The sequence below is a fragment of the Leisingera sp. ANG-M7 genome (assembly GCF_000813965.1).
Taxonomy (GTDB): Bacteria; Pseudomonadota; Alphaproteobacteria; order Rhodobacterales; family Rhodobacteraceae; genus Leisingera.
Genome location: NZ_JWLI01000010.1, coordinates 1 through 19,336, shown reverse-complemented (window position 1 = coordinate 19,336; position 19,336 = coordinate 1). Strand labels below are relative to the sequence as shown.

General features: G+C 64.1%; 16 protein-coding genes. 8 read left to right on the top strand and 8 right to left on the bottom strand.

All coding sequences use genetic code 11. From position 1 onward, the window contains the following. Positions 1-777, bottom strand: a complete 777-nt coding sequence (gene rfbF, locus RA26_RS13185; RefSeq protein WP_039184264.1) for a glucose-1-phosphate cytidylyltransferase — start codon at positions 775-777, stop codon at positions 1-3. A gap of 793 nt (positions 778-1,570) precedes the next feature. Here rfbF and RA26_RS13180 point away from each other — a divergent pair. The 7 genes from RA26_RS13180 to RA26_RS13150 all read left to right on the top strand — a co-directional run bounded on the left by RA26_RS13180 (position 1,571) and on the right by RA26_RS13150 (position 9,964). After that, positions 1,571-3,004, top strand: a complete 1,434-nt coding sequence (locus RA26_RS13180; protein ID WP_039184263.1) for a mannose-1-phosphate guanylyltransferase/mannose-6-phosphate isomerase — start codon at positions 1,571-1,573, stop codon at positions 3,002-3,004. A 180-nt stretch (positions 3,005-3,184) separates the two neighbouring features. Further along, complete coding sequence (locus RA26_RS13175) at positions 3,185-4,276, top strand: glycosyltransferase family 4 protein (RefSeq protein ID WP_193747615.1); 1,092 nt, start codon at positions 3,185-3,187, stop codon at positions 4,274-4,276. Positions 4,277-4,325: 49 nt separating this feature from the next. Then, positions 4,326-5,408, top strand: coding sequence for a glycosyltransferase family 4 protein (locus RA26_RS13170; protein WP_039184260.1), 1,083 nt, complete (start codon positions 4,326-4,328; stop codon positions 5,406-5,408). A gap of 119 nt (positions 5,409-5,527) precedes the next feature. After that, a complete protein-coding gene (locus RA26_RS13165; RefSeq protein WP_039184258.1) occupies positions 5,528-6,847 on the top strand; it encodes a lipopolysaccharide biosynthesis protein in 1,320 nt (439 codons plus the stop codon). Then, entirely contained in the window at positions 6,844-7,818 is a 975-nt protein-coding gene (locus tag RA26_RS22135) for a sulfotransferase (RefSeq protein WP_052272425.1), read from the top strand. The genes RA26_RS13165 and RA26_RS22135 overlap by 4 nt, the downstream gene beginning before the upstream one ends. Further along, positions 7,815-8,705 (top strand): glycosyltransferase family 2 protein, encoded by an 891-nt coding sequence (locus tag RA26_RS13155; RefSeq protein ID WP_052272424.1) that lies wholly within the window; start codon positions 7,815-7,817, stop codon positions 8,703-8,705. Before RA26_RS22135 ends, RA26_RS13155 begins: the two co-directional genes overlap by 4 nt. Next, a complete protein-coding gene (locus RA26_RS13150; protein ID WP_039184257.1) occupies positions 8,702-9,964 on the top strand; it encodes an O-antigen polymerase in 1,263 nt (420 codons plus the stop codon). Before RA26_RS13155 ends, RA26_RS13150 begins: the two co-directional genes overlap by 4 nt. Positions 9,965-10,044: 80 nt before the next feature. On the opposite strand, the gene RA26_RS13145 is transcribed toward RA26_RS13150, so the two are convergent. Genes RA26_RS13145 through RA26_RS13135 form a run of 3 tightly spaced genes read right to left on the bottom strand, consistent with a single transcriptional unit; the run spans position 10,045 to position 14,199 of the window. Next, positions 10,045-11,424: a polysaccharide biosynthesis/export family protein gene (locus tag RA26_RS13145; protein ID WP_193747614.1), complete on the bottom strand. Its 1,380-nt coding sequence runs from the start codon at positions 11,422-11,424 to the stop codon at positions 10,045-10,047. 25 nt (positions 11,425-11,449) lie between these two features. After that, positions 11,450-12,085 carry a YjbF family lipoprotein gene (locus RA26_RS13140; RefSeq protein ID WP_039184256.1) on the bottom strand — a complete coding sequence of 212 codons (636 nt, stop codon included), beginning with the start codon at positions 12,083-12,085 and terminating at the stop codon, positions 11,450-11,452. Beyond that, entirely contained in the window at positions 12,082-14,199 is a 2,118-nt protein-coding gene (locus RA26_RS13135; RefSeq protein WP_082015827.1) for a YjbH domain-containing protein, read from the bottom strand. Before RA26_RS13135 ends, RA26_RS13140 begins: the two co-directional genes overlap by 4 nt. 322 nt (positions 14,200-14,521) lie before the next feature. On the opposite strand from RA26_RS13135, the gene RA26_RS13130 reads away from it, so the two are divergent. Beyond that, positions 14,522-14,809, top strand: coding sequence for a hypothetical protein (locus RA26_RS13130; RefSeq protein ID WP_039184255.1), 288 nt, complete (start codon positions 14,522-14,524; stop codon positions 14,807-14,809). Between the two features lie 127 nt (positions 14,810-14,936). On the opposite strand, the gene RA26_RS13125 is transcribed toward RA26_RS13130, so the two are convergent. From RA26_RS13125 to RA26_RS13110, 4 genes are all read right to left on the bottom strand, one after another. Next, positions 14,937-17,054, bottom strand: coding sequence for a polysaccharide biosynthesis tyrosine autokinase (locus tag RA26_RS13125; RefSeq protein WP_039184254.1), 2,118 nt, complete (start codon positions 17,052-17,054; stop codon positions 14,937-14,939). 112 nt (positions 17,055-17,166) lie between these two features. Next, on the bottom strand, positions 17,167-17,853 hold the full coding sequence (locus RA26_RS13120; protein WP_082015826.1) for a sugar transferase: 687 nt from the start codon (positions 17,851-17,853) through the stop codon (positions 17,167-17,169). Between the two features lie 286 nt (positions 17,854-18,139). After that, on the bottom strand, positions 18,140-18,379 hold the full coding sequence (locus RA26_RS13115; RefSeq protein ID WP_039184253.1) for a VPEID-CTERM sorting domain-containing protein: 240 nt from the start codon (positions 18,377-18,379) through the stop codon (positions 18,140-18,142). A gap of 149 nt (positions 18,380-18,528) precedes the next feature. Continuing rightward, on the bottom strand, positions 18,529-19,336 hold an 808-nt coding region (locus tag RA26_RS13110), incomplete at its 5' end, for a metallophosphoesterase family protein (protein WP_342586114.1).

Here is a 19,336-nt window from a genome sequence, read left to right as displayed (position 1 = left end):
TCACGTCTCCCAAACCGCCCAGGGGCGCTGGCCGGAATTCCAGAGTTTCTGCAGGATGTGCTTGTCGCGCAGCGTGTCCATCGCCGCCCAGAAGCCATCGTGGCGGTAGGCCATCAGCTGGCCGTCCCTGGCCAGGTTTTCCAAGGGCGCGTGTTCGAACATCACCATGTCGCCTTCGATGTAGTCGAACACCTGCGGCTCCAGCACGAAGAAGGCGCCGTTGATCCAGCCCTCGGCGGTCTGCGGTTTTTCCTCAAAGGCGGTGACCTGGTCGCCGTCAAACCGCATGTGGCCGTAGCGGGCGGGCGGGCGCACTGCGGTTATGGTGGCCAGCTTGCCGTGATAGCGGTGAAAGGCCAGCAGCTTGTCCAGGTCCACATCGGACACGCCGTCGCCCCAGGTCAGCATGAAGGTCTCGTTGCCAAGATGCGGCTGCAGCCGCTTGACCCGGCCGCCGGTCAGCGTTTCGTCACCGGTTTCGATCAGGTCGACTGTCCAGGGCGCATGCTCCTGATCGTGGCGGACCACCGGATCGGGGCGCCCCATATTGACGGTAATGCTGCCCGCCAGCGTGCCGTATTCGGCAAAGTAGCGCTTGATGTAATCGCCCTTGTAGCCAAGCGCGACAGAGAAATCATTATACCCGTAATGGGAGTATATCATCATAATATGCCAGAGAATGGGCATCCCGCCGATCTCCACCATCGGCTTTGGCCTGACGGAGGTTTCTTCTGCCAGACGGGTCCCCTTGCCCCCGGCAAGAATAGCCACTTTCATAAAACATTCTCCTTTGATGGAGTTACTGGAAACACTGGTATCCTGGCCGGGGCCTGCCCCGGGCGGTTCCTGGCGGAGAGTCCCGCAAGGCACCGGTGCCGGCGCAACGGCCGGGCAGCCGCTCTTTTCCTTGAGAGGCAAAGAGTAAGGAGAGCTGGCAGGGGCTGGGCCGGGGCAAATTCTCCCGGCATTTTGCAACACAGCATACGGATCAATCCCGACCTTAACAGAACCACTTAGACCACCGGCAGGGGACAGAATTTTTGCCCCCTTGACGGAACGGTAATCCGAAACCTTCACAAGTAAAGGCCTGCCCCGCGGCGCCGGAGGCAATGATCTTTGGCCGCCTTGCCTGGCGGCACTGCCGTTTGCCCGGCGGAAAACAGCCCCGCCGGGCCAGCGGGCAGGCAGGCCGGTTCCGCTTGGGGCCTCGGGCTGCGGCGCCGCATTTTGCAACCGGAAGAAAAGCCGGGCTGGTGCCCTATTCTCCGAACAGCATCAGCCCAAAGGCCATTTGCATTTTCCGTGCGGCGGCGTTTTGGCCGCGGGCTTCCGGGCCAGGGCCAGGATCCATTCATTCCGTTCCTGCACCGCCGCCCGTGCCGGATGAACGGGGCCTGCCCCTCATCCGGCCTGTGAGGAAACCGGCCAGAGATCCGCATGCCCCCGTTTGCTGCCGGCCCTGTGTAACCCCCTGATGAAATTCACGCGGCGGGCCCCCCCTGGCACTTGTCACAAGGCAGGGTATTCACTAGGACCTTGGCATAACTGCACTTTGGTCGAGTATTTAATCATGTTGATTACCCCCGTCCTCCTGTGCGGAGGCTCAGGTACCCGCTTGTGGCCCTTGTCGCGCAAGAGCTACCCCAAACAGTTTGTCCCGATCATGGGTGAAGAGACCCTGTTTCAGGCCTCAGCACGCCGCCTGGCCGGTGAAACCGGCAGTTTCCGCTTTGCCGCCCCCGTGGTTCTGACCAATTCTGATTTCCGGTTCATCGTGACGGAGCAGCTGCAGGCCGCAGGCATCGACCCGGGCGCCATCCTGATTGAACCGGACGGGCGCAACACCGGGCCCGCGGTGCTGGCGGCCGCCCTGCGCGCCCAGTCCGAAGCGGAAGATGCGGTTCTTCTCGTGGCCCCGTCGGATCACGTTGTGCCGGACACCGCGGCGTTCCACGCAGCTGTGTCCCGCGGCCTTGAGGCGGTGGCCCAAGGCCAGCTGGTGACCTTCGGGATCACCCCCAGCCATCCGGAAACCGCCTATGGCTATCTTGAACTCGCGGATGCTCCGGACAGCAGCGGCGCAGCGGTGCCGCTCAAGCAGTTCGTGGAAAAACCCGATGCCGCCCGCGCCGCTGCCATGCTGGCGGAGGGCAATTTCAAGTGGAACGCAGGCATCTTCCTGTTCCGCGCCGCCGATATCATCGCCGCTTTTGCGGCCCATGCGCCGGCATTGACGGAGCCGGTGCAGGCGGCTCTGGAGGAGGCCAGGCCGGACCTCGGCTTCCTGCGCCTGGCGCCGGAGCCCTGGAGCCGGGCCGAAGACATCTCCATCGACTATGCGGTGATGGAAAAGGCGGAAAACCTCTCGGTTGTGCCCTTTGATGCGGCGTGGTCGGATCTGGGCGGCTGGGATGCGGTCTGGCGCGAAAGCGGGCCGGATGCGGACGGCGTTGTCACCAGCGGCGGTGCCACGGCAATTGACTGCCAGGACACGCTCCTGCGCTCCGACAGCGAGCAGCTGGAGGTGGTCGGCATCGGGCTGGACGGCATCATGGCGGTGGCGATGAATGATGCGGTGCTGGTGGCCGACAAATCCCGCGCCCAGGATGTGAAGAAAGCGGTTGCCGCGCTCAAGCAAAAGGGCGCGGTCCAGGCCACCCAGTTCCCCAAGGACCACCGCCCCTGGGGCTGGTTCGAAAGCCTGGTGGTTGGCGACCGGTTCCAGGTCAAGCGGATCCTGGTGCATCCCGGCGCGGCGCTGAGCCTGCAAAGCCATTTCCACCGCTCCGAGCATTGGATCGTGGTGGAAGGCACCGCCCGGGTGACGGTGGATGATGAGGTGAAACTCGTGACCGAGAACGAAAGCGTCTATATCCCGCTTGGCGCCGTGCACCGGATGGAAAACCCCGGCAAGGTGCCGATGGTTCTGATCGAGGTGCAGACCGGCGCCTATGTCGGCGAAGACGACATTGTGCGCTATGAGGACGTCTATGCACGGGATTGAGGAGTATTCAGACAAAAAAGGTGATTGAAGCTGAATGCGCCTGAATGGGACATTCTAAATCCCATCATGCCGCGGCAGGTATATGCCTAAAGCAGACAGGTGGATTACAACCGCCTCCCTTGTGTCAACATTATACTTTGCATGTTGAGTACCCAACGCTTTCAGAAGGCTGCAAGGCTATTGCCCAAACCGCTTAAGATCCTGCACAGTTCCGAGACCGTTCAAGGTGGTGTTGGCAGCTACATGCGCATTTTGTCCGAAATGCCGGAGCAGGACGTGGAGCAAGTCTTTTTAATCCCATCCAATCATCGGGATTATCTTCTTCCAAAGGATCCCAGGGTTCGAACATTTCCAAGGAAGAAACGCAGTCTTTGGAGTTGCTGGCAGCAAGCAAGACATATCCGCCGCTGTATTCAACAAGAAGAACCTGACATTCTCTTTCTGCATTCGAGTTTTTCTTTGATCACGCTCGTGCTGTTAAAAATGCTCGGGCTGGATCGGCCCGTTCTCTATTGCCCGCATGGCTGGGCAGTTAGCCAGTACGGATTTGGAGACATCAAAACCAGGCTCGTCGCTGCAATCGAGGGGCTGCTAACCAGCCTCCCGGATGCCGTCGTCAGCATTTCTCAGCATGATTTGAACCTGGCCAAGATGCTCGGCTACCGTGGCTGCCACCAACTGTTGGAGAACGCTGTACCCGCACCAGCAGAAAACGCGGTTTCGACGCTCTTTAAGGCATCCCAAGACGCACTGAACGTGCTTTTCGTCGGCCGCCTGGACCGGCAGAAGGGATATGACATTCTGTTCTCAGCATTTGAGGAAGCTGCAAGGCAACGCGATGATTTACGCCTACATGTAGTGGGTGCAGCAGTGCGTGCAGACAGCGTTGAGCTTGCCGCCTCCGAAAAGATTCACTTTGCTGGCTGGGTGGACAACGGCTCACTCGACGATTGGTATCGTTCTGCCGACGTGCTTGTGGTGCCATCCAGATGGGAAGGCTTTGGTCTCGTCGTTGCAGAGGCAATGCGGAATGGCACACCCGTGATTTGCAGCGACCGGGGAGCCCTTCCTGATTTGGTACGGGAGAACGAGACCGGGCACATATTTGCTCTTGATGAGACAGCCTTGTGCAACTGCCTTCTGTCACTCAAAAAAAATGACCTGCGCGCCATGCGGTCCGCATGCCTGGAGACCTACAAAACACGTTTCTCGATGGAACGTTTCAATCAGGAGATGCTCCTTCTCTATAACGGCATTCAAAAGGCGGTGTGATGATGGGCCAGACCAAGCCATTAACTCAATTTGTCTGGCGGCAAATGTCATGACAGCTTATGTATTGAATGCCCGTTTCCTGACCCGCCCGCCAACCGGAGTGGACCGTGTTGCAAGCGAGCTGACAGCTGCCATGAATGAATTGCTGGCTGAAACGGAGCACGGCGGGACGCAAATGGCGCTGCCGCGGGAGGCTGCCGGTGACTGGGGCAACTGGCCGGCTGCCTTGCGCCGCCTGCCGCAGCGGCGGGCGGTTTGGGGACGGGGGCACTTGTGGGAACAATGTGTTTTGCCGGTGGGCCTGGGCAGCAGCTGGCTGGTAAACCTGTGCAACACCGGACCGGTTATAAGGCGCAAGCAGGTGGTGATGATCCATGACGCTCAGGTATATACCCAGCCCGGCACTTACTCACTGGCCTTCCGCCTGTTCTACAGATGGCTGTTACCCGTATTGGGCCGGCGCAGCCGGGTGGTCCTGACAGTCTCCGAGTATTCGCGGCGCGGGCTCGAAAAGCACGGGGTGGTCCCGCCGGGCAAGGCGCATGTGATCCACAATGGCGTGGACCACTTCGGGCAGGTGGAGGCCGATGCAACCGTGCTGGCCCGCCACGGCCTGGCGCAGCAGGGGTATTTCCTGGCAATCGGCTCCCTGGCTCCGCACAAGAATTTGAAAATGCTGGTGAATGCGGCACGCGGGCGGAAAGACAAGACCATCCCGCTGATCATCGCCGGCGGCAAGAACCTGTCGGTCTTCAAGGATGAGGGGCTGCAGGATGGCGATGGTATCCGGTTCCTGGGCCGGGTCAGCGACGAGGAGCTCAAGGCGCTGTACCAGGGCGCTTCTGCCTTGCTGTTCCCCTCAATCACCGAAGGGTTCGGATTGCCGCCCCTGGAAGCGATGTCCTGCGGCTGCCCCGTGGTTGCGACAACAGGCGGTGCGGTGCCGGAGGTCTGCGGCGATGCTGTGCTCTATGCGGATCCGTTCCGGCAAAGTGAATGGACCGGTGCGATGGAGAAGGTTGCCGCAAGCCCGGATCTGCGGCAGGACCTGTCGCAAAAAGGCCTGGCAAGAGCGCAGCTTTTCACCTGGCGGCGCGCGGCAGAGCAGCTGTTGCGGCTCCTGGCAGACTGACACCGGAAGAACATGCATTACGCTGGAGCTTTGAAGCTGGAAAAAAACCGTGCATACCGCCCTCTGGCCAGGCTCGCCGCCGGGCCCGCTTCCGGCTGCATCGCAGCGGATAAGCCCTGATGTTTCTGAACGTCGCCCTCGTCTTTGCCCTACGCGTCGGAGGCACCGCCCTGTGGCTCCTGTTCACGGTGATCTGCGCGCGCATTCTGACCGTTGGCGACTTCGGCCAATTGTTCTTTGCAGTCAACGTGATCCTTGCAGGAGGGGCGGCTGCGGCCATGGGCTATGACGTGGCCCTTCTGCGGTTCGGCGCGCGCTACTGGCAGCAAGGGCAGCACCCCGCCTTCTTTGCACTGCTGCGCGAAGCGCGGCTGACGGTTCTGGGCTGCGGCCTCCTTGTGCTGGCCCTGTTCCTGGCGGCGGCAGGCCTGCGGTTTGACACGCCTGTCACCGGCGGGTTTGCAATTGCGGTTCCCACTGTGCTTGCCATCCTCGCCACGGCGCTCATGGCGTTGAACCGGGATGCGCTGCGCGCCGCCGGGAAACTGCGGGATGCGCTGTTCGGTCAATCCATCATCCGGACTGTGGTGCCTGCCGTTCTGCTGTCGGGGCTGGCGCTGGCCGGGGCGGTTTCGGTGCAGATGGCGCTTGGCTGCTATCTGGCAGGCCTGCTGGCGGCGCTGGTGTGGGAGCAGTTGCGGATCAGGCAGCTGCCGCGCGGCGGTGCGGCGCCTGCCGCCGCAGGCCGGCACTGGGTCTCAGCCCTGTCCGTCTGGCCTGGAGAAGCATCGCTGATCGTGTTTCAGCGCGCCGGCGGGATCATGATCGGGCTGACCGGCGGGCTGGAGATGGCGGCCATGTTCCTGGCCGCCGAACGGGTGGCTCAGCTGGGAACATTCATCACGGATGCCGTCAGGACAGCCGTTGCGCCGCCGCTTGCCCAGGCCAGCGGGCTGGCTCTGCAAAGAGAGGTCAGCCGGGCCAGCCTTCTGATGCTGATCAGCGGCTGTCTGGGCGGGCTGCTGCTGCTGTCCGGCGGCTGGATCCTGCTGGCCGGGTTCGGCCCCGCCTATCTGGACGCCTACCCGGTGCTTTGCGTGCTTCTGGCCGGGCAGCTCAGCTGGGCGGTTCTGGGCCCCACGGCGCTGATCCTGAATATGCAGGGCCAGGAACGGCTGCGCAGTGTGATCGGCGTGGCGGCTGCCGCGGCGCTGGTCCTGGTGCTGGCCTGGGCCGGCACGGCGCTGCAGGCAGCCTGTGCCGTTGCCGCCATTTCCTGGGCAATGAACGGGGCGCTGTGGTGGGGCATCCGCAAACGGACCGGCGTGACGCCGGGGGTGTTCGGACTATCAGCCGCCAGTGCGCGCCGGACCCTGGCGGAGGAGTTTTCCCAGCTGCGCCAGCGCCTGGCCCGCCGGCAGGCGGAGACAGATCAATGACCCGCGGTGAGGGCAGCAGCATGGCTGAAACGAGGCTTCCGAACCTTTTCCTGATTGGCGCGCCCAAAAGCGCCACAACCTTTCTGCACGACGTTCTGGGGCAGGCGCCGGATGTGTTCACCGCACAGAACAAGGAGCCGGCCTATTTCCATTTTCAGGGCCGCACGCCCCGCCATCTGGACGCGCTGCAGGTCCCGCTTTACGCTTGCGCCAGCCTGGAAGAGTACCGCGCGCTTTATGCGGATGCGGGCAGCGCGCGCTATGCCGTTGATGCCAGCACCCATTACCTGTCGTCTCCGGAATGCGCCGCAAGGATCCGCGGGCTGCAGCCGGAAGCCTCGGTGATCGCCGTTCTGCGCGAACCGGTGTCTCGGGCCTATTCCCATTATCTGATGGGGGTCAGGGACGGCTTTGTAAAAGAGAGCTTCCCCGAGGCGCTGCAGCGGGAGCAGGCGGAAATGGCCCGGCCGGAGATCCTGTGGGGCGAGCATTACCGCTTTATCAGGCGCTCGCAGTATCTTGAGGGGGTCAAGGCGTTCCATGCGGCCTTTGGAGACCGGTTCAGGATCTACCATTTCAGCGACATCAGATCCGGCCTCGGCTGGGTTCTGGATGATATTCAGGGCTTTTTGGGAATTGATATGCGCCAGGCCGCCGCTCCGGGCGGCGGAACCGCTGCCCGTAATGCCTATGCGGTCGACCGGTTTCCAGCGGTGACGCGGGTGCTGAACGGCTACCGGAATTCGCCGGTGCGGCTGGCTGTGAACAGGATGCTGCCCGAGCCGCTGCGCAAACGCTTGCGGGAAGGCTATGAGCGGGCGCGCTTGCGCAGCGCTGCGAAACCGGATTTTCCTGAGGCTGCAAAAGCGCTGTTGCAGGCGCATCTGGCAGGCGACTATGCGGAGACTCTGGCCTATGCCCGGTCTGAAGGTATCTTGCGGGAGCAGGCGGAAAGGGAACCAGCCCGATGACAGAGAAAACACCCGAAGTTGTTGCTGTCATTGCAACGCTGGGGCGCGCCGCAGAGCTGGCCCCGCTCCTGCAAAGCCTCGGCGCGCAGTCGCGCCCGGCGGACCGGATTGTCATTGTGGACCAGAACCCGGACACTAGGCTGGAGCCGGTTCTGGCAGAGTTTCCGGACCTGCCGCTCTGCCATCTCCGCAACGCGCCGGTGCCGGGGGTCAACCGCAACCGGAACCTGGGCTGGCAGCAAACCCCGGGCGACATCTACTTTTTTCCCGACGATGACTGCTGGTATCCGGCGGATTTCATCGAGAGGGCCCTGTCGGTCCTGAACGCACAGGGCTGCGATATTGTCTCCGGGCGCGCCAGCGCCCCTGACGGGCGCTCGATCAACGGGCGGTTTCTGAGCAGCGCCGCCTGGGTCGACCGCGAAAACGCATGGTTCACCCAGATCGAATGGGTGCTGTTCCTGACACGCGCGGTTCTGGAACAGACCGGCGGATTTGATGAGCGGATCGGTCCGGGCGCCGGCACGCCCTGGGGGGCCAACGAGGTTCAGGACCTGTCCCTGGCGGCCTTGCAGAAAGGCTTCCGCCAGTATTACGACCCCGCGCTGACAGGGCATCATGCCGAGTTCGAAATCGCCGGCAGCAGCCCCGATGTCCTGGCCAAGGGAAAAACCTATGCCCGCGGTTTCGGCTATGTCTTGCGCAAACATGGCTACGGCTGGCGCCGGGCGGTCTATTGGGCGCTGCGCCCCGCATTCGGGGCCTGCCTGTCGGTGCTGCAGGGGGCGCCCGTGACCGCCCGCTATCAGCTGGCTGTTGCCAGCGGGCGGCTGGAGGGATACTGGCGGGCCAAGGCAGAGCAGCAGGCAGCGGGTGGCCGCGGTTGAAACTGATTTACTGGATGCACCCGCTGTTTCTGATGGCGGTCTGGGCTGCGGTGGCATGGTTCTCCTACCTCATGCCTGCGGACCTCTATTTTCTCCTGATGCGCGTCAGCAAGGTGATTGAATTCCCGCACCTGCTGGTGGCCTGGGCAGGGATCACGGCATTTTCTCTGGGGGTGCTGTTCGGCCTGCGGTCGGTTTCAGGGCGCCTGACCCCCCGCCAGGAGGCTCAGGACAGCCTGCGCTATGTTCTGGAGCATGTGCATTTCCGCCGCACCTGCCTGTTCTTTTTTGCGGTGATGACGCTTGCCTATGCGATCTGGCTGGGCCCGACGCTGAATGCCGGCGTGCTGTCGGCGTTCCTGTCCGGAAGCGGCTACAGCGGCAGGCAATTGGGCAATCAGATCAGCGGCATCACCACGATGACGCAGTTCGGTGTCGCGCTTGCGGCAGTCTGCGGCTACGGCATCACGCTGTGCGCGGGGCGGGCGCGGTCATTTTACAGAATACTGCTCACCCTGGTGCTGGTGTTCGCAGTCTACCGGTCCTTTATCTGGAGCGAGCGGCTGGCGCTGGTGGAATGCGCGGTTCCGGCCATGACCGCCTATGTCATTGCGCGCTACCGGGGGCATCTGTCCTACCGGGTGCTGCCGGTGGCAGCTGTCCTGGTTGTGATCTTCTTCTTCGGGGTAACCGAATATTTCCGCTCCTGGAACTTCTACAGCCAGTTCGGCATCAACATTGCCTATTTCTCCGCGTCGCGGTTTCTGTCCTACTATATTTCGTCCTTCAACAATCTCGCGATCTCGATTGAATGGTTCGAGCCGACAGGCCTGCCTTTGAATACGCTTGCCTTCTTCTTCAAGCTTCCCCTGCCGGGGTTCAGCTATCTCAACAGCCTGCAGGCCAACCTCTGGAGCGAAACCTTCATGGGGGGGCTGACGCGCTACGGAAACCCGGAGTTCAATCTCTTTTCCGGGGTCGGCATGACGGTCAGCGACTTTGGCATCCCGGCGGGCATTGCAGTGCTCTCTGTGCACGGGTTCCTCTCGGGGCGCCTGTACCGGCTGGTGCAATGCGGGCGCATGGCAGGGATGCTCATCTATCCTGTCTGGATGGTCGGGCTGCTGGAGTTCGGGCGCCTGCTGTACTGGGGAACATCCCGGACTTTGCTCATCTGGGTTCTTCTTGCCATTCTGGTCATGGCTGCCAAACGCCTTCTGCGCAACCGCAGGATGGCCGCACCAGTGCCTTCGGTCTGAAACAGGTTTTCCATTCAGCCCGTCCGGCAGCCCGGCCGGCTGCTTGCAGCCAGCCGGACCCCTGCAGCACCGTCTGGTCCTTAATCGCTCAGCGCGTTGATCGGGGCGTTGATCAGCGACGGCGTGATCTGGCTGACGGTGCGGCCCCAGCGGGTCACCGGATTTTCCGCCACGAACACGATGTCATCCGGGCGCAGCTCGAAGCGGGCGGCCAGCGGCAGATGCGCCGCATTGCGCACGTTCAGATGCCAGGCCGTGACCGCACCGAACTCGCGGATGTCGTCCGAGGCGCGCAGCACATAGACTTCTGATGCGTCGCCGGTCTCCTTGGCGATGCCGCCGCCGGTGTCGAACAGCGCATCCGCCAGCGTTGCCTTGCGCCCGAACGGCAGCGTGTAGCGGCCCTGGGTGCGGACTTCGCCGCTGAGATAGACATAGTCCCGCTCCACCGCGTCCAGTTCCAGCGCCTGGGCGAAGTTCTCCCGCCGCTCATTGAGGTCGGCGCGGCGCAGGGTCAGCGCGGCCGTCAGCTCGTCGATCGCAGCCTTGCGGCCTGCCAGGGTGGTCTGCTGCAGCTGGATCTGCTGGGCAAAGTAGCGCTCGGCGCGATCAAGGTCGTAATCGGTATCCACAAACACCGAGTCATCCGCCAGAAGGGTAAGGCGCTGCAGAGCGGAGCGGGCATAGAGATCCTCCAGCGGGATCTGGTACATGGCGCCGTCGCGGTAGATCCGGACCGAGCTGGTGTCGATATCCGCCACCGAGACCGATCCCGCGGCCGCCAGCGCCTCGCCCAGGGTGAGCGGCGTCAGGGTGATCGGATAGACGCCGGGCTTGCCGACGGCACCGCCCACCGAAACCCGGCGGGAATTAAACTCCGACACCTCCAGGCTGAAGGTCGGGTCAATCTGGCTTTCCACCAGCCGCTGGAACAGCAGCGCCTCGGCCTCATCCACGGTTAGGCCCTCAATGCGCACCCGGCCCACATCCGGGATATTGATCGCGCCGTCATCCTGCACGGTATAGCCGTTGCGGCTGTTCTGCGCCGCCAGCAGGCCTGAAAGTTCGGCAACCGTGTTCTGGGTCGAGGGGGTGGACAGCGTCACCACATCGCCGGTGCCGATGGTGTAGGGGCCGGGGTCGACGCTGGGCGGCGGGTCCAGCCGCAGCCCCTGGCGGCTGCCGTCCTGGGAGGACGGCGCATCAGGCAGGGCGCCCAGGCCGCGCGGGCTGGCGCCGGCACCGGAGCCCGCAGAGATCCCGAAGACGGCCGGCAGGGTCTTCGGCTGATAGGCGGCGCGGTTGGCGACCAGCACCGTCTCCGGCGTCATTGCCACCACCCGGACCTTGCCGGCCTCCGACACGCCGGCCTTGACGGCAGGGCTGCGGTAGATGGCCGAGCAGCCGGAGGCCAGTCCGGCCAGGGCCAGGGCGCTGAGGGCAAGGGAAATGCGGCGCACGGTGCGTCCTCCAATCAACTTACATTCAATTCTCATCCGGCACCGTCTTCATGAAGAGGTTGCCCAGGAAGCTGCCGGTCCACTGCGAGGACTGCAGCACCGCCCCCTGCCGTATCCAATAGGTATTTGTGAAGCTTTCCGCCAGCCCGTGGCAGCGCTCCTCCAGCTTCTGCACCGGCACCGGCACGCCGCGCAGGAAGATGCTGTCCGCCCCCAGGCGCGTGATTTCGCATCTGTAGGCATGCAGCTCGATCTGGTCGTTGCCATTGAGGAAGCTGTGAAACCGCTCCGCGGTGCCTGGCTGCGCAGCCAGCAGCAGATCCGCGCTCCGGCGCACATCCGACCCCGCCAGGCCGGAGCCGAAGCCCTTGGCGGAGGTGAGGAGCCCCTGCTCCAGCGTGATGGTGGCGCCATCGGCGGTGAGCCAGGTCTGCACACCCCTGCGTTCGGTTTCCAGGAGCATGACACCGCTCAGGCCGCGGCTCGGAAACCCCACCTCCAGCCGCGGCGGGATCGGCCGGACAGAGGCCAGCGCCGAGGCACGCGGGTGGAACCGGGGCGCATCGGGCTGCAGCGCGCCGCGCAGCAGGTCGAGGTCGTCTTTTGCCTCGCCGCAAGAGAACAGCAGCAGGACGGACAGCACGGGCCACAGGCGTTTCATCGCATGAACCTCCCCCAGCCCTTGACCAGCTGCTGCGCGCGCGCCTCGCGGGTCACGCCATACAGCCGGTTGCGCACGTTGAGCCGGGCGCCGCCATCGCGCAGCACCGGGCGGATCACCTGGGCCAGCCGGTCGCGCGACGGGCGGCCGGTCAGCCAGGACACCGGGATCTCCAGCCGGATCCCCTTGTCAAAGGAGCCCTCGCCGAAGTCATCAAAGCTCACCGTGGTCAGGGTGAAAAAGGCGCCGATCTTGAAGCCATTGGCAAATTCCCGGTCCAGCGTGAGCGTGGCGCCGTAATCGCCGGCCAGGTAACGGCCTGCGTCCACCTGGGCGTGATACTCCCCCGGCAGATCGTAGTAGGCGGAGATATGGCCGGTGGCAGTGGAGTAATCCTGGAAGCCGAACAGCACGTCGAAATCGCGCTGGCGCACATAGTTCAGCTCCGCCCCCAGGGCCAGGCGGCTGTTTGCCGGGAACCACAGGATCTCCCCCGACAGCCCGCCATACATGCTTTCCAGATAGCCCAGCGTGGCGCGGGCATAGAGGTTTTCACCGGGCCGCCAGATATATTCCGCGGTCAGATGCTCGATGCGCAGATCGGACTGCTGCGCATAAAGCCCCCAGTCGGAGCGCACCCGCTGGATCACCGAGTTGGACTGGCGCTGGCTGTCATCCAGGTTGCCGGCTGCGGGCTGGCGCAGCCCGGCGGACAGGGTCAGCCCCGGGGCGGCCGTGTAATCCAGCCCCAGCTGGGCGCCGATTTCATAGCGCAGCGGCGCGTCCGGGTCGAAGAAAGATGCCTGCAGATAAGGGCCGAAGCGGTAGCTGAAATGCGGATAGGCATCCCTTGTGAAGCCGCCCTTGACCAGGGAGATGCTGTCGGAGACCTCGGCCCGGGCAAAGCTGCGCCAGGCGCTGTCCAGGTCATGCTCCAGCTCATAAAGATCATTGCGGGCAATCCGCACGGAGCTGAGCGGCACCCCGTTTGCCATCAGCGCAATGTCAAAGCCCTGCACCTGCGCCGGCTGGGTGTTGGCCAGCACCCGCGCGGTGCGGCCGATGGCCTGGGCGGACTGGCCGTAGCGGCTGTTTTCCACCCCGATGCGCAGGCTGTCCCCATCGGTTTCCAGATAGACCAGCCGCAGCCCCTCCTGCTGCAGCTTTTGCGCCAGCACCTGCTGGCGGCGGGCCGGGGCGGCGGCGCCGTCCGGCAGGTTCCAGCTGGCCAGCGCCACGCGGTCAATGGGCAGCAGGGGCGGCGGCGCCGCCCCCTGCCCGCCCGGCGCCACGCTCTGGCGCGGATCGATGAAATAGCTGTAGCTGAGCCCGAAAGTGGTGCCGTACATGTAGGAGGCGGTCAGCTGGGTGCCGTTTTCGAACCGGTACCGGGCGCCGAAATTGAACGGGCTTGCGGCCTCGAAGCCGATCCGGTCCCGCTCCTGGGAATAGAGGTCCGGCGAATATTCCGCGAGCAGGGTCAGCTGGTCGTTCCAGGCCCAGCTGGCGCCGCCGAACAGCGCCGCATCACCCCGGAACCAATTGCCGAAATCAATCTGGCCGGTGGTTGAAATCCCCCCGGCGCTGGCATCCGGACGGGTTTTGAAGCGGTCCGACAGCACCCCCAGCGGGTTGGAAAAACTGCCCCGCCCCGCCATCCGGCCCCAGCCGATGCCGCCGGAGAGCTTCAGCCGCTCCCGGAAGGTCTTGGTGGCGACCAGGTATTCCGAGGCGTAAATCCCGGTGCCGCCGAAGTCGCGCAGCCCCAGGGCCAGGGCCGGGGCGCTGCGGCTTTCCTCGCGCAGCAGGAAGTGGAGATCGAAACTGCGGTCGAAACGGTCGCCGATCTGCCCGTCGAAGCCCTCGATCACCGCGTAGCGGAAACTGCCGTGCACCCAGGGCAGCATCTGGAAGGTCATGGTGGCCCGCAGGGTCCGGTCCAGCACACCGCTGGTAAAGGCCAGGGTGCCATCGGGATACATTTCGGCCGATGGCGTTTCGATCAGACCCGGTGTGCCGTAGTTCGAGGTGGTCTGCGCCTTCACGGCTGCGGGGGCCGCCAGCACCAGCGCTGCCAGCAGCAAATGCCGTCCCTGGAGTATCCGTTGTCTCATAACACTTTTAAAATCACTTGCCCCGGTGTTCCCTTATCCGTTTTCCGGCAGGCTGTCCCGCGGCCAGGCGAAAAGGCCCGAAATGTCTCTTTTCTGTGGCGAATCTGCCTGTCTCTTTTCCTGTTTGAGACAGCAGCGCAACCCTTGCCCGCGCGAAAGGGCCGCTGGCGCGGCGGGTGCCGCTCCCGGCCGCTGCCCGGTTCCGGCACCGCAGCGGAAAATGCTGTTTTTTGGCACAGGGCGGCAACTTTGCAGCGGTGCAGCATTCTCAGGCGCAACCGGGCATGATAGCTTGGCCGCGAATAGGTTCAGGAGATTGACGATGATCCGGATTACCCTTTTGGCACTGGCCCTTTCTGTCACCGGCGCTGCCGCCCAGACGGCCAGCCAGGACGACTGTGAAGAAAACCAGACCAATGATGACGACACCTGCGCCGGCGCTTTGACCGACGCCGGCGAAGCCGCAGCCGCGGCTGAAGCAGAAGGCGTCACCGGCTTTGTGCCGCTGATTGCCCCGGCCCTGGGTGCCGCCGCAGCTGCGGCCGGCCTTGCCGCGGCGGCGGGCGGCGGCTCGACCCCCTCCACCACCAGCACCGTCAGCACCAACTGACGCCGGCGGGGCCAGGGGGCCTGCGCAGAACGAAGACCGTCAAACGAAACGGCGCGGCCCTCAGCGGCGGCGCCGTTTTCCTGTGCTGCAATGCGCCGGCGCCGGCCCCGGTCTTCAGGCCGGACGCTTAGTTGGCGTAGTAATCCGACGTGTAGCTGCCATAGCTGAAGCCGTATTGCTTCATCTTCCTGGGATTGACCTGCCCCAGGATCAGACCGGCCGGGCGCTGGTTGTCAGTCTGCAGCAGACGCAGGGTCTCCGCGACATCCTGCGCGGCGGTGTCGTCCCATTTCACCGTCAGCAAGAGGGCATCGGCATTGCGGGCGATCAGCCGTGCATCGGAAACCAGCAGCACCGGCGGCGTGTCGATCAGGATGATGTCATACTGCAGCCGCATCTCTTCCAGGAAGTCCCGGAACCGCTCGGAGGAAAACAGATCGGCGGCATTGGCCGTGGTTTTCTCCCCCGCCAGGATATCGCAGCCGAGCAGGTCTTCCCGGACAATGGCGTCCCGGGGGGAAATCTCTCCGGCCAGCACCGAGACGATGCCCTTGGAGGGCGCATTGCTGAGCTGGGCGGTCAGGGTCTGGCGCCGGATGTCCCCCTCGATCAGCAGAACCTTCTTGCCGATGCCGATGAAGTTCTGCGCCAGCGCCAGCGAGTTTGTGGTCTTGCCCTCGCCAGGCAGGCTGGAGGTCATGACCACCACCTGCGGCGGCCGGTCGACATTGGACAGCATCAGGGAGGTGCGCAGGTTCCGCACCGCCTCGGCGGTGGCGGAAGAGGGTTTCTCGGCGAGGTATTCCAGCACCTTGCGGCGGCCGCTGGCCGGAAACACCGGAATCCGCCCCAATACGCTCAGACCGGTTTGCTGTTCCAGTTCCTGGGCAGAGCGGAACCCCTTCCGGCGGGCCTCCCGCAGCAGCACGAGGCCGCTGCCGAGCAGCAGCCCGAGGAAGCCGCTGAGAGCCAGGATCCTGGATTTGCGCGGCGACGACGGGGACAGCGGAATAACCGCTTGCGACAGCATCCGGCTGTCGGCCTTCTGGATTCCCTCCTGGGCAGAGGTTTCCTTCAGGCGGATCAGGAAATACTCATACAGCAGCCGCACCGCCTCGGCCTCGCGGTTGAGCTGCTGCAGGGTGATCAGGTCTTCGCTCTGGCGGCCGATCTGGCTGCTCAGTTCGGCTTCCGACTGGACCAGGGTCTTCACCTGCTGGGCGCTGCGGCGGGCTTCGACGGCGGCCCGGGCCAGCACCCGCTGGAACGCCGTGTCAAAGGCGGCGCCGTCCTGCTGCGCCAGCAGCCGCTGCAGCTGCCGGTCCTGGCTGATCTCCGCCTGCGCCTCCCGGGTGGCGGCATCGCGCAGCCCTTCATAGCGCGCCTGGGCGGTTTCCGCCGCGGTTCCGGCCATCAGGATGCGCTCGCGCAGGTCCTTCAGCTGCACCTCCTGCGCCTGCAGCGCCTCGGGCGAGACCAGGGCAGTGGCAGTATTGAATTCATTGACCTTGGATTCCGCCGCTTCCAGCTGCTCCTGCAGTTCGGCAACCCGGGTGGTCAGCCATGTGGTCGCCTGTTCGGTGGCCTCGAATTTCACCTCGATCTGGTTGAGCGTGTAGAGTTCCACAATGGTGTCGGCGATCATCGCGGATTTCAGCGGCGACTCGGTCTCAACGATGACATGGAACACCAGGCTCAGCGGCACATTCCGGACCCTCACCCTGTCCAGCAGCGCCGAGATCACATCGTCACGGGTCAGCTTCCGGGCCAGATCTTCGGGAATGCCCTGGGCCTCCCCCGATGCGCCCAGGGCCGCTGCCGCCAGCATTGCCAGCCGCGCGGTGACCGGCGGCGGGCGCAGGGCCGCATTGAATTCCGGGTCGGAAACAAGGCCGAGCTTGTCGACGACCTTGCCCATCAGCCCGCGGGAGCGCAGCACTTCAAGCTCCGAGTTGACCTCGGTTGCATCGCCGGACAGGCCGCTGACCACGCTTTGCAGGTCGACCACGCTCTGCTGCTGCGTTTCCAGGATCACAACAGCCCCCGAGGTATATTTGGGCACCGCTGCGACAAAGGCATAGAAGCCGCCCAGAAGCACGGCGGCGATGGTGGTCATCAATACGGTCAGCTTGCCGCGCCACAGGGTTGCAAAAAGGGCGCTGAGATCGACGGCATCCTCTGCCGCCGCATGCGCGGCAGGGTGCGGCACAGAAAAAGATGCGTCTTGCAGGGGCGTTTGTTTCATGTGCGTCCAAAACCGTATTAATGAATATGCGCAACGGGCGCATTGACCACCGCATACACGCGGTTGCTGCAAGAGGAAAGGTCTGTGGCCTTGGCCGCCGGGGTGCCGGAAATCAGCGGCCGGTCCTGCCAAGCACCGCAGAGCCGGTGCGGAGGATGATCTGCAGGTCCCCGGGGAAGCTGCGGCGGCGGAGATAAGCGACGTCCAGCGCCACCCGTTCCTCATAGCTGACATCGTTGCGCCCCGAGACCTGCCACAGCCCGGTGATGCCGGGCGTCTGGGCCAGATAGGCCGGGGCGCTGCTGCCGTATTTGGCCAGTTCCCTGGTGACGATAGGGCGCGGGCCGACAAAGCTCATCTCGCCCTTCAGCACATTCCAGATCTGCGGCAGCTCATCCAGGCTGGTCTTGCGCAGGACATGGCCCAGGCGGCTGATGCGCGGATCATTGGCCAGCTTGTGATCGCGCTCCCATTCGGCAGCGGCTGCGGGATCGGCATCCAGATGCGCCTGCAGCCGGGCCTCGGCATCCGCCACCATGCTGCGCACCTTCCAGCATTTGAACAGCCTGCCGTCCCGCCCGACCCGGGTGTGGCCGAAGAAGCCGGGGCCGCCATCGCGGCGCGCAAGGATCCACAAAAGCAGGATGACAGGGGCAAGAACGGGCAGCAGCAGCAGCGCAAAACCGGTATCGAAGACCCGCTTGCCCCCCCTGGAATAGACGCCGAACGGTGTCTTGCGGAATGCCTGCGGGGCAGCAGCCCCCTCGCCATAAAACCCAGCCTGTACAAGATCCTGCATGGTCAATCACTCGGTCAGTTTTGTTTTTTTAACGAAACAGCCGCCCGCATTGTCTGACGGGCGCCCGTTTCATACGCTCAGCCTTCCTTAAATTTAAGTAGTATTTTCGGCAGATTTATGGCGATGGTTAACGGATCACGCCTGCGTCGCTGTTTTTATGCCGGAGATCCGGTGTCCGGTCTCAGAAATGCCGGGGAACCCGGTTCGCAAGCCCGGAGAGAAATGGAGCGGGCCTGTTTCGCAAATGCGCAGCGCACCAGTTGAACAGACAGGGGCTTGCGTTGCTTCAGGCCCGGCGGCGGCGGTTCACTTCCCAGACCAGGGCCAGGGCCGCCGCGAGGGCTGCCACGGTAAGCAGCCCGGCGCCAGCGTCGATTTCGGGCACACCATGGCCGCCGCCGCCGCCGTTGCCGTTGCCGACCCCATGGCCATTGCCATTGCCATTGCCAGGTGCCGCAACCGCGGCGGAAAGCGCCACGCAGTTGGCAAAGAAAAAGGTGCTTGCGGCAGTCAGGGCGGTTTTCATCGGTACAACCTCTATAATAAATGGCTAAGTCACTTCCGGCAGGATTAACAGGTCCCGGGACAAGGCGCAATTTGCGGAAATCCGCCGGGCGTGTCTCTCCGGATCTTTGCCGGCTGGCGGCCGGGATCAGGCCTTGGGGTCTCAAGGTCCTAGGGCCGCGCTTCCAGGAATGCGGCTGCAGTGCCGTCCAGGCAAACGGCGGACAGGGGGCCGCCCGCAAAGGCGCCCGTATCAATTGCGATCCGGCCGTCCTCTGCAGCCGGGCGGGAGACGATCGTATGCCCGTGCACAACCCAGACGGAATCGCGGCGGCGGCGGCGCAGAAAGGCCGGGTGCCCCCATATCAGCACCGCATCCTCCTGCTGGTCTGCAGGTTTCTCCGGGTCCGCGCCGGCATGGGTGATCAGGACATTCCCCGACAGCACCGAGGTGCGCAGCTGCGCAAGCCAGCCGGTCAGCTCCGCCCCCATTGCCGCCAGCAGCCGGTCCCGGCAGTCCTCCAGCTCCGTCCCGTTCATCAGCGGCCGCACCCCGCGGATGCCGAAAGAGGCCAGCGTCTGCAGCCCGCCATTGCGGAGCCAGCGCCCGCCTTCGCGGGCGGGTTCCTCCAGGAACTCCAGCAGCATCGCCTCGTGATTGCCCATCAGGCAGGTCAGATCCTCCCGGCCGCTCAGATGGCGCAGCACCTCGGCGCTCTGCTCTCCCCGGTCAATATAGTCGCCAACCAGAACGCAGCGATGGCCGGGCGGCACCTTTTCCAGCAGCTTGATCAGCTGGGGAAAACAGCCATGCACATCACCGATGACACACAGCGGCTCTTCCGGCTGCGGAGCCGCAAAGGGCTCCCGCCGGGTAAATTTCTGGAACAAGGATGACAGCACGCTGATCCGCTCTCCCGCCGGGCGATGAACTGCAGCGGTGATAGCCGCCCGCCGGCCGCGGGGCAAGGCGGCGCGC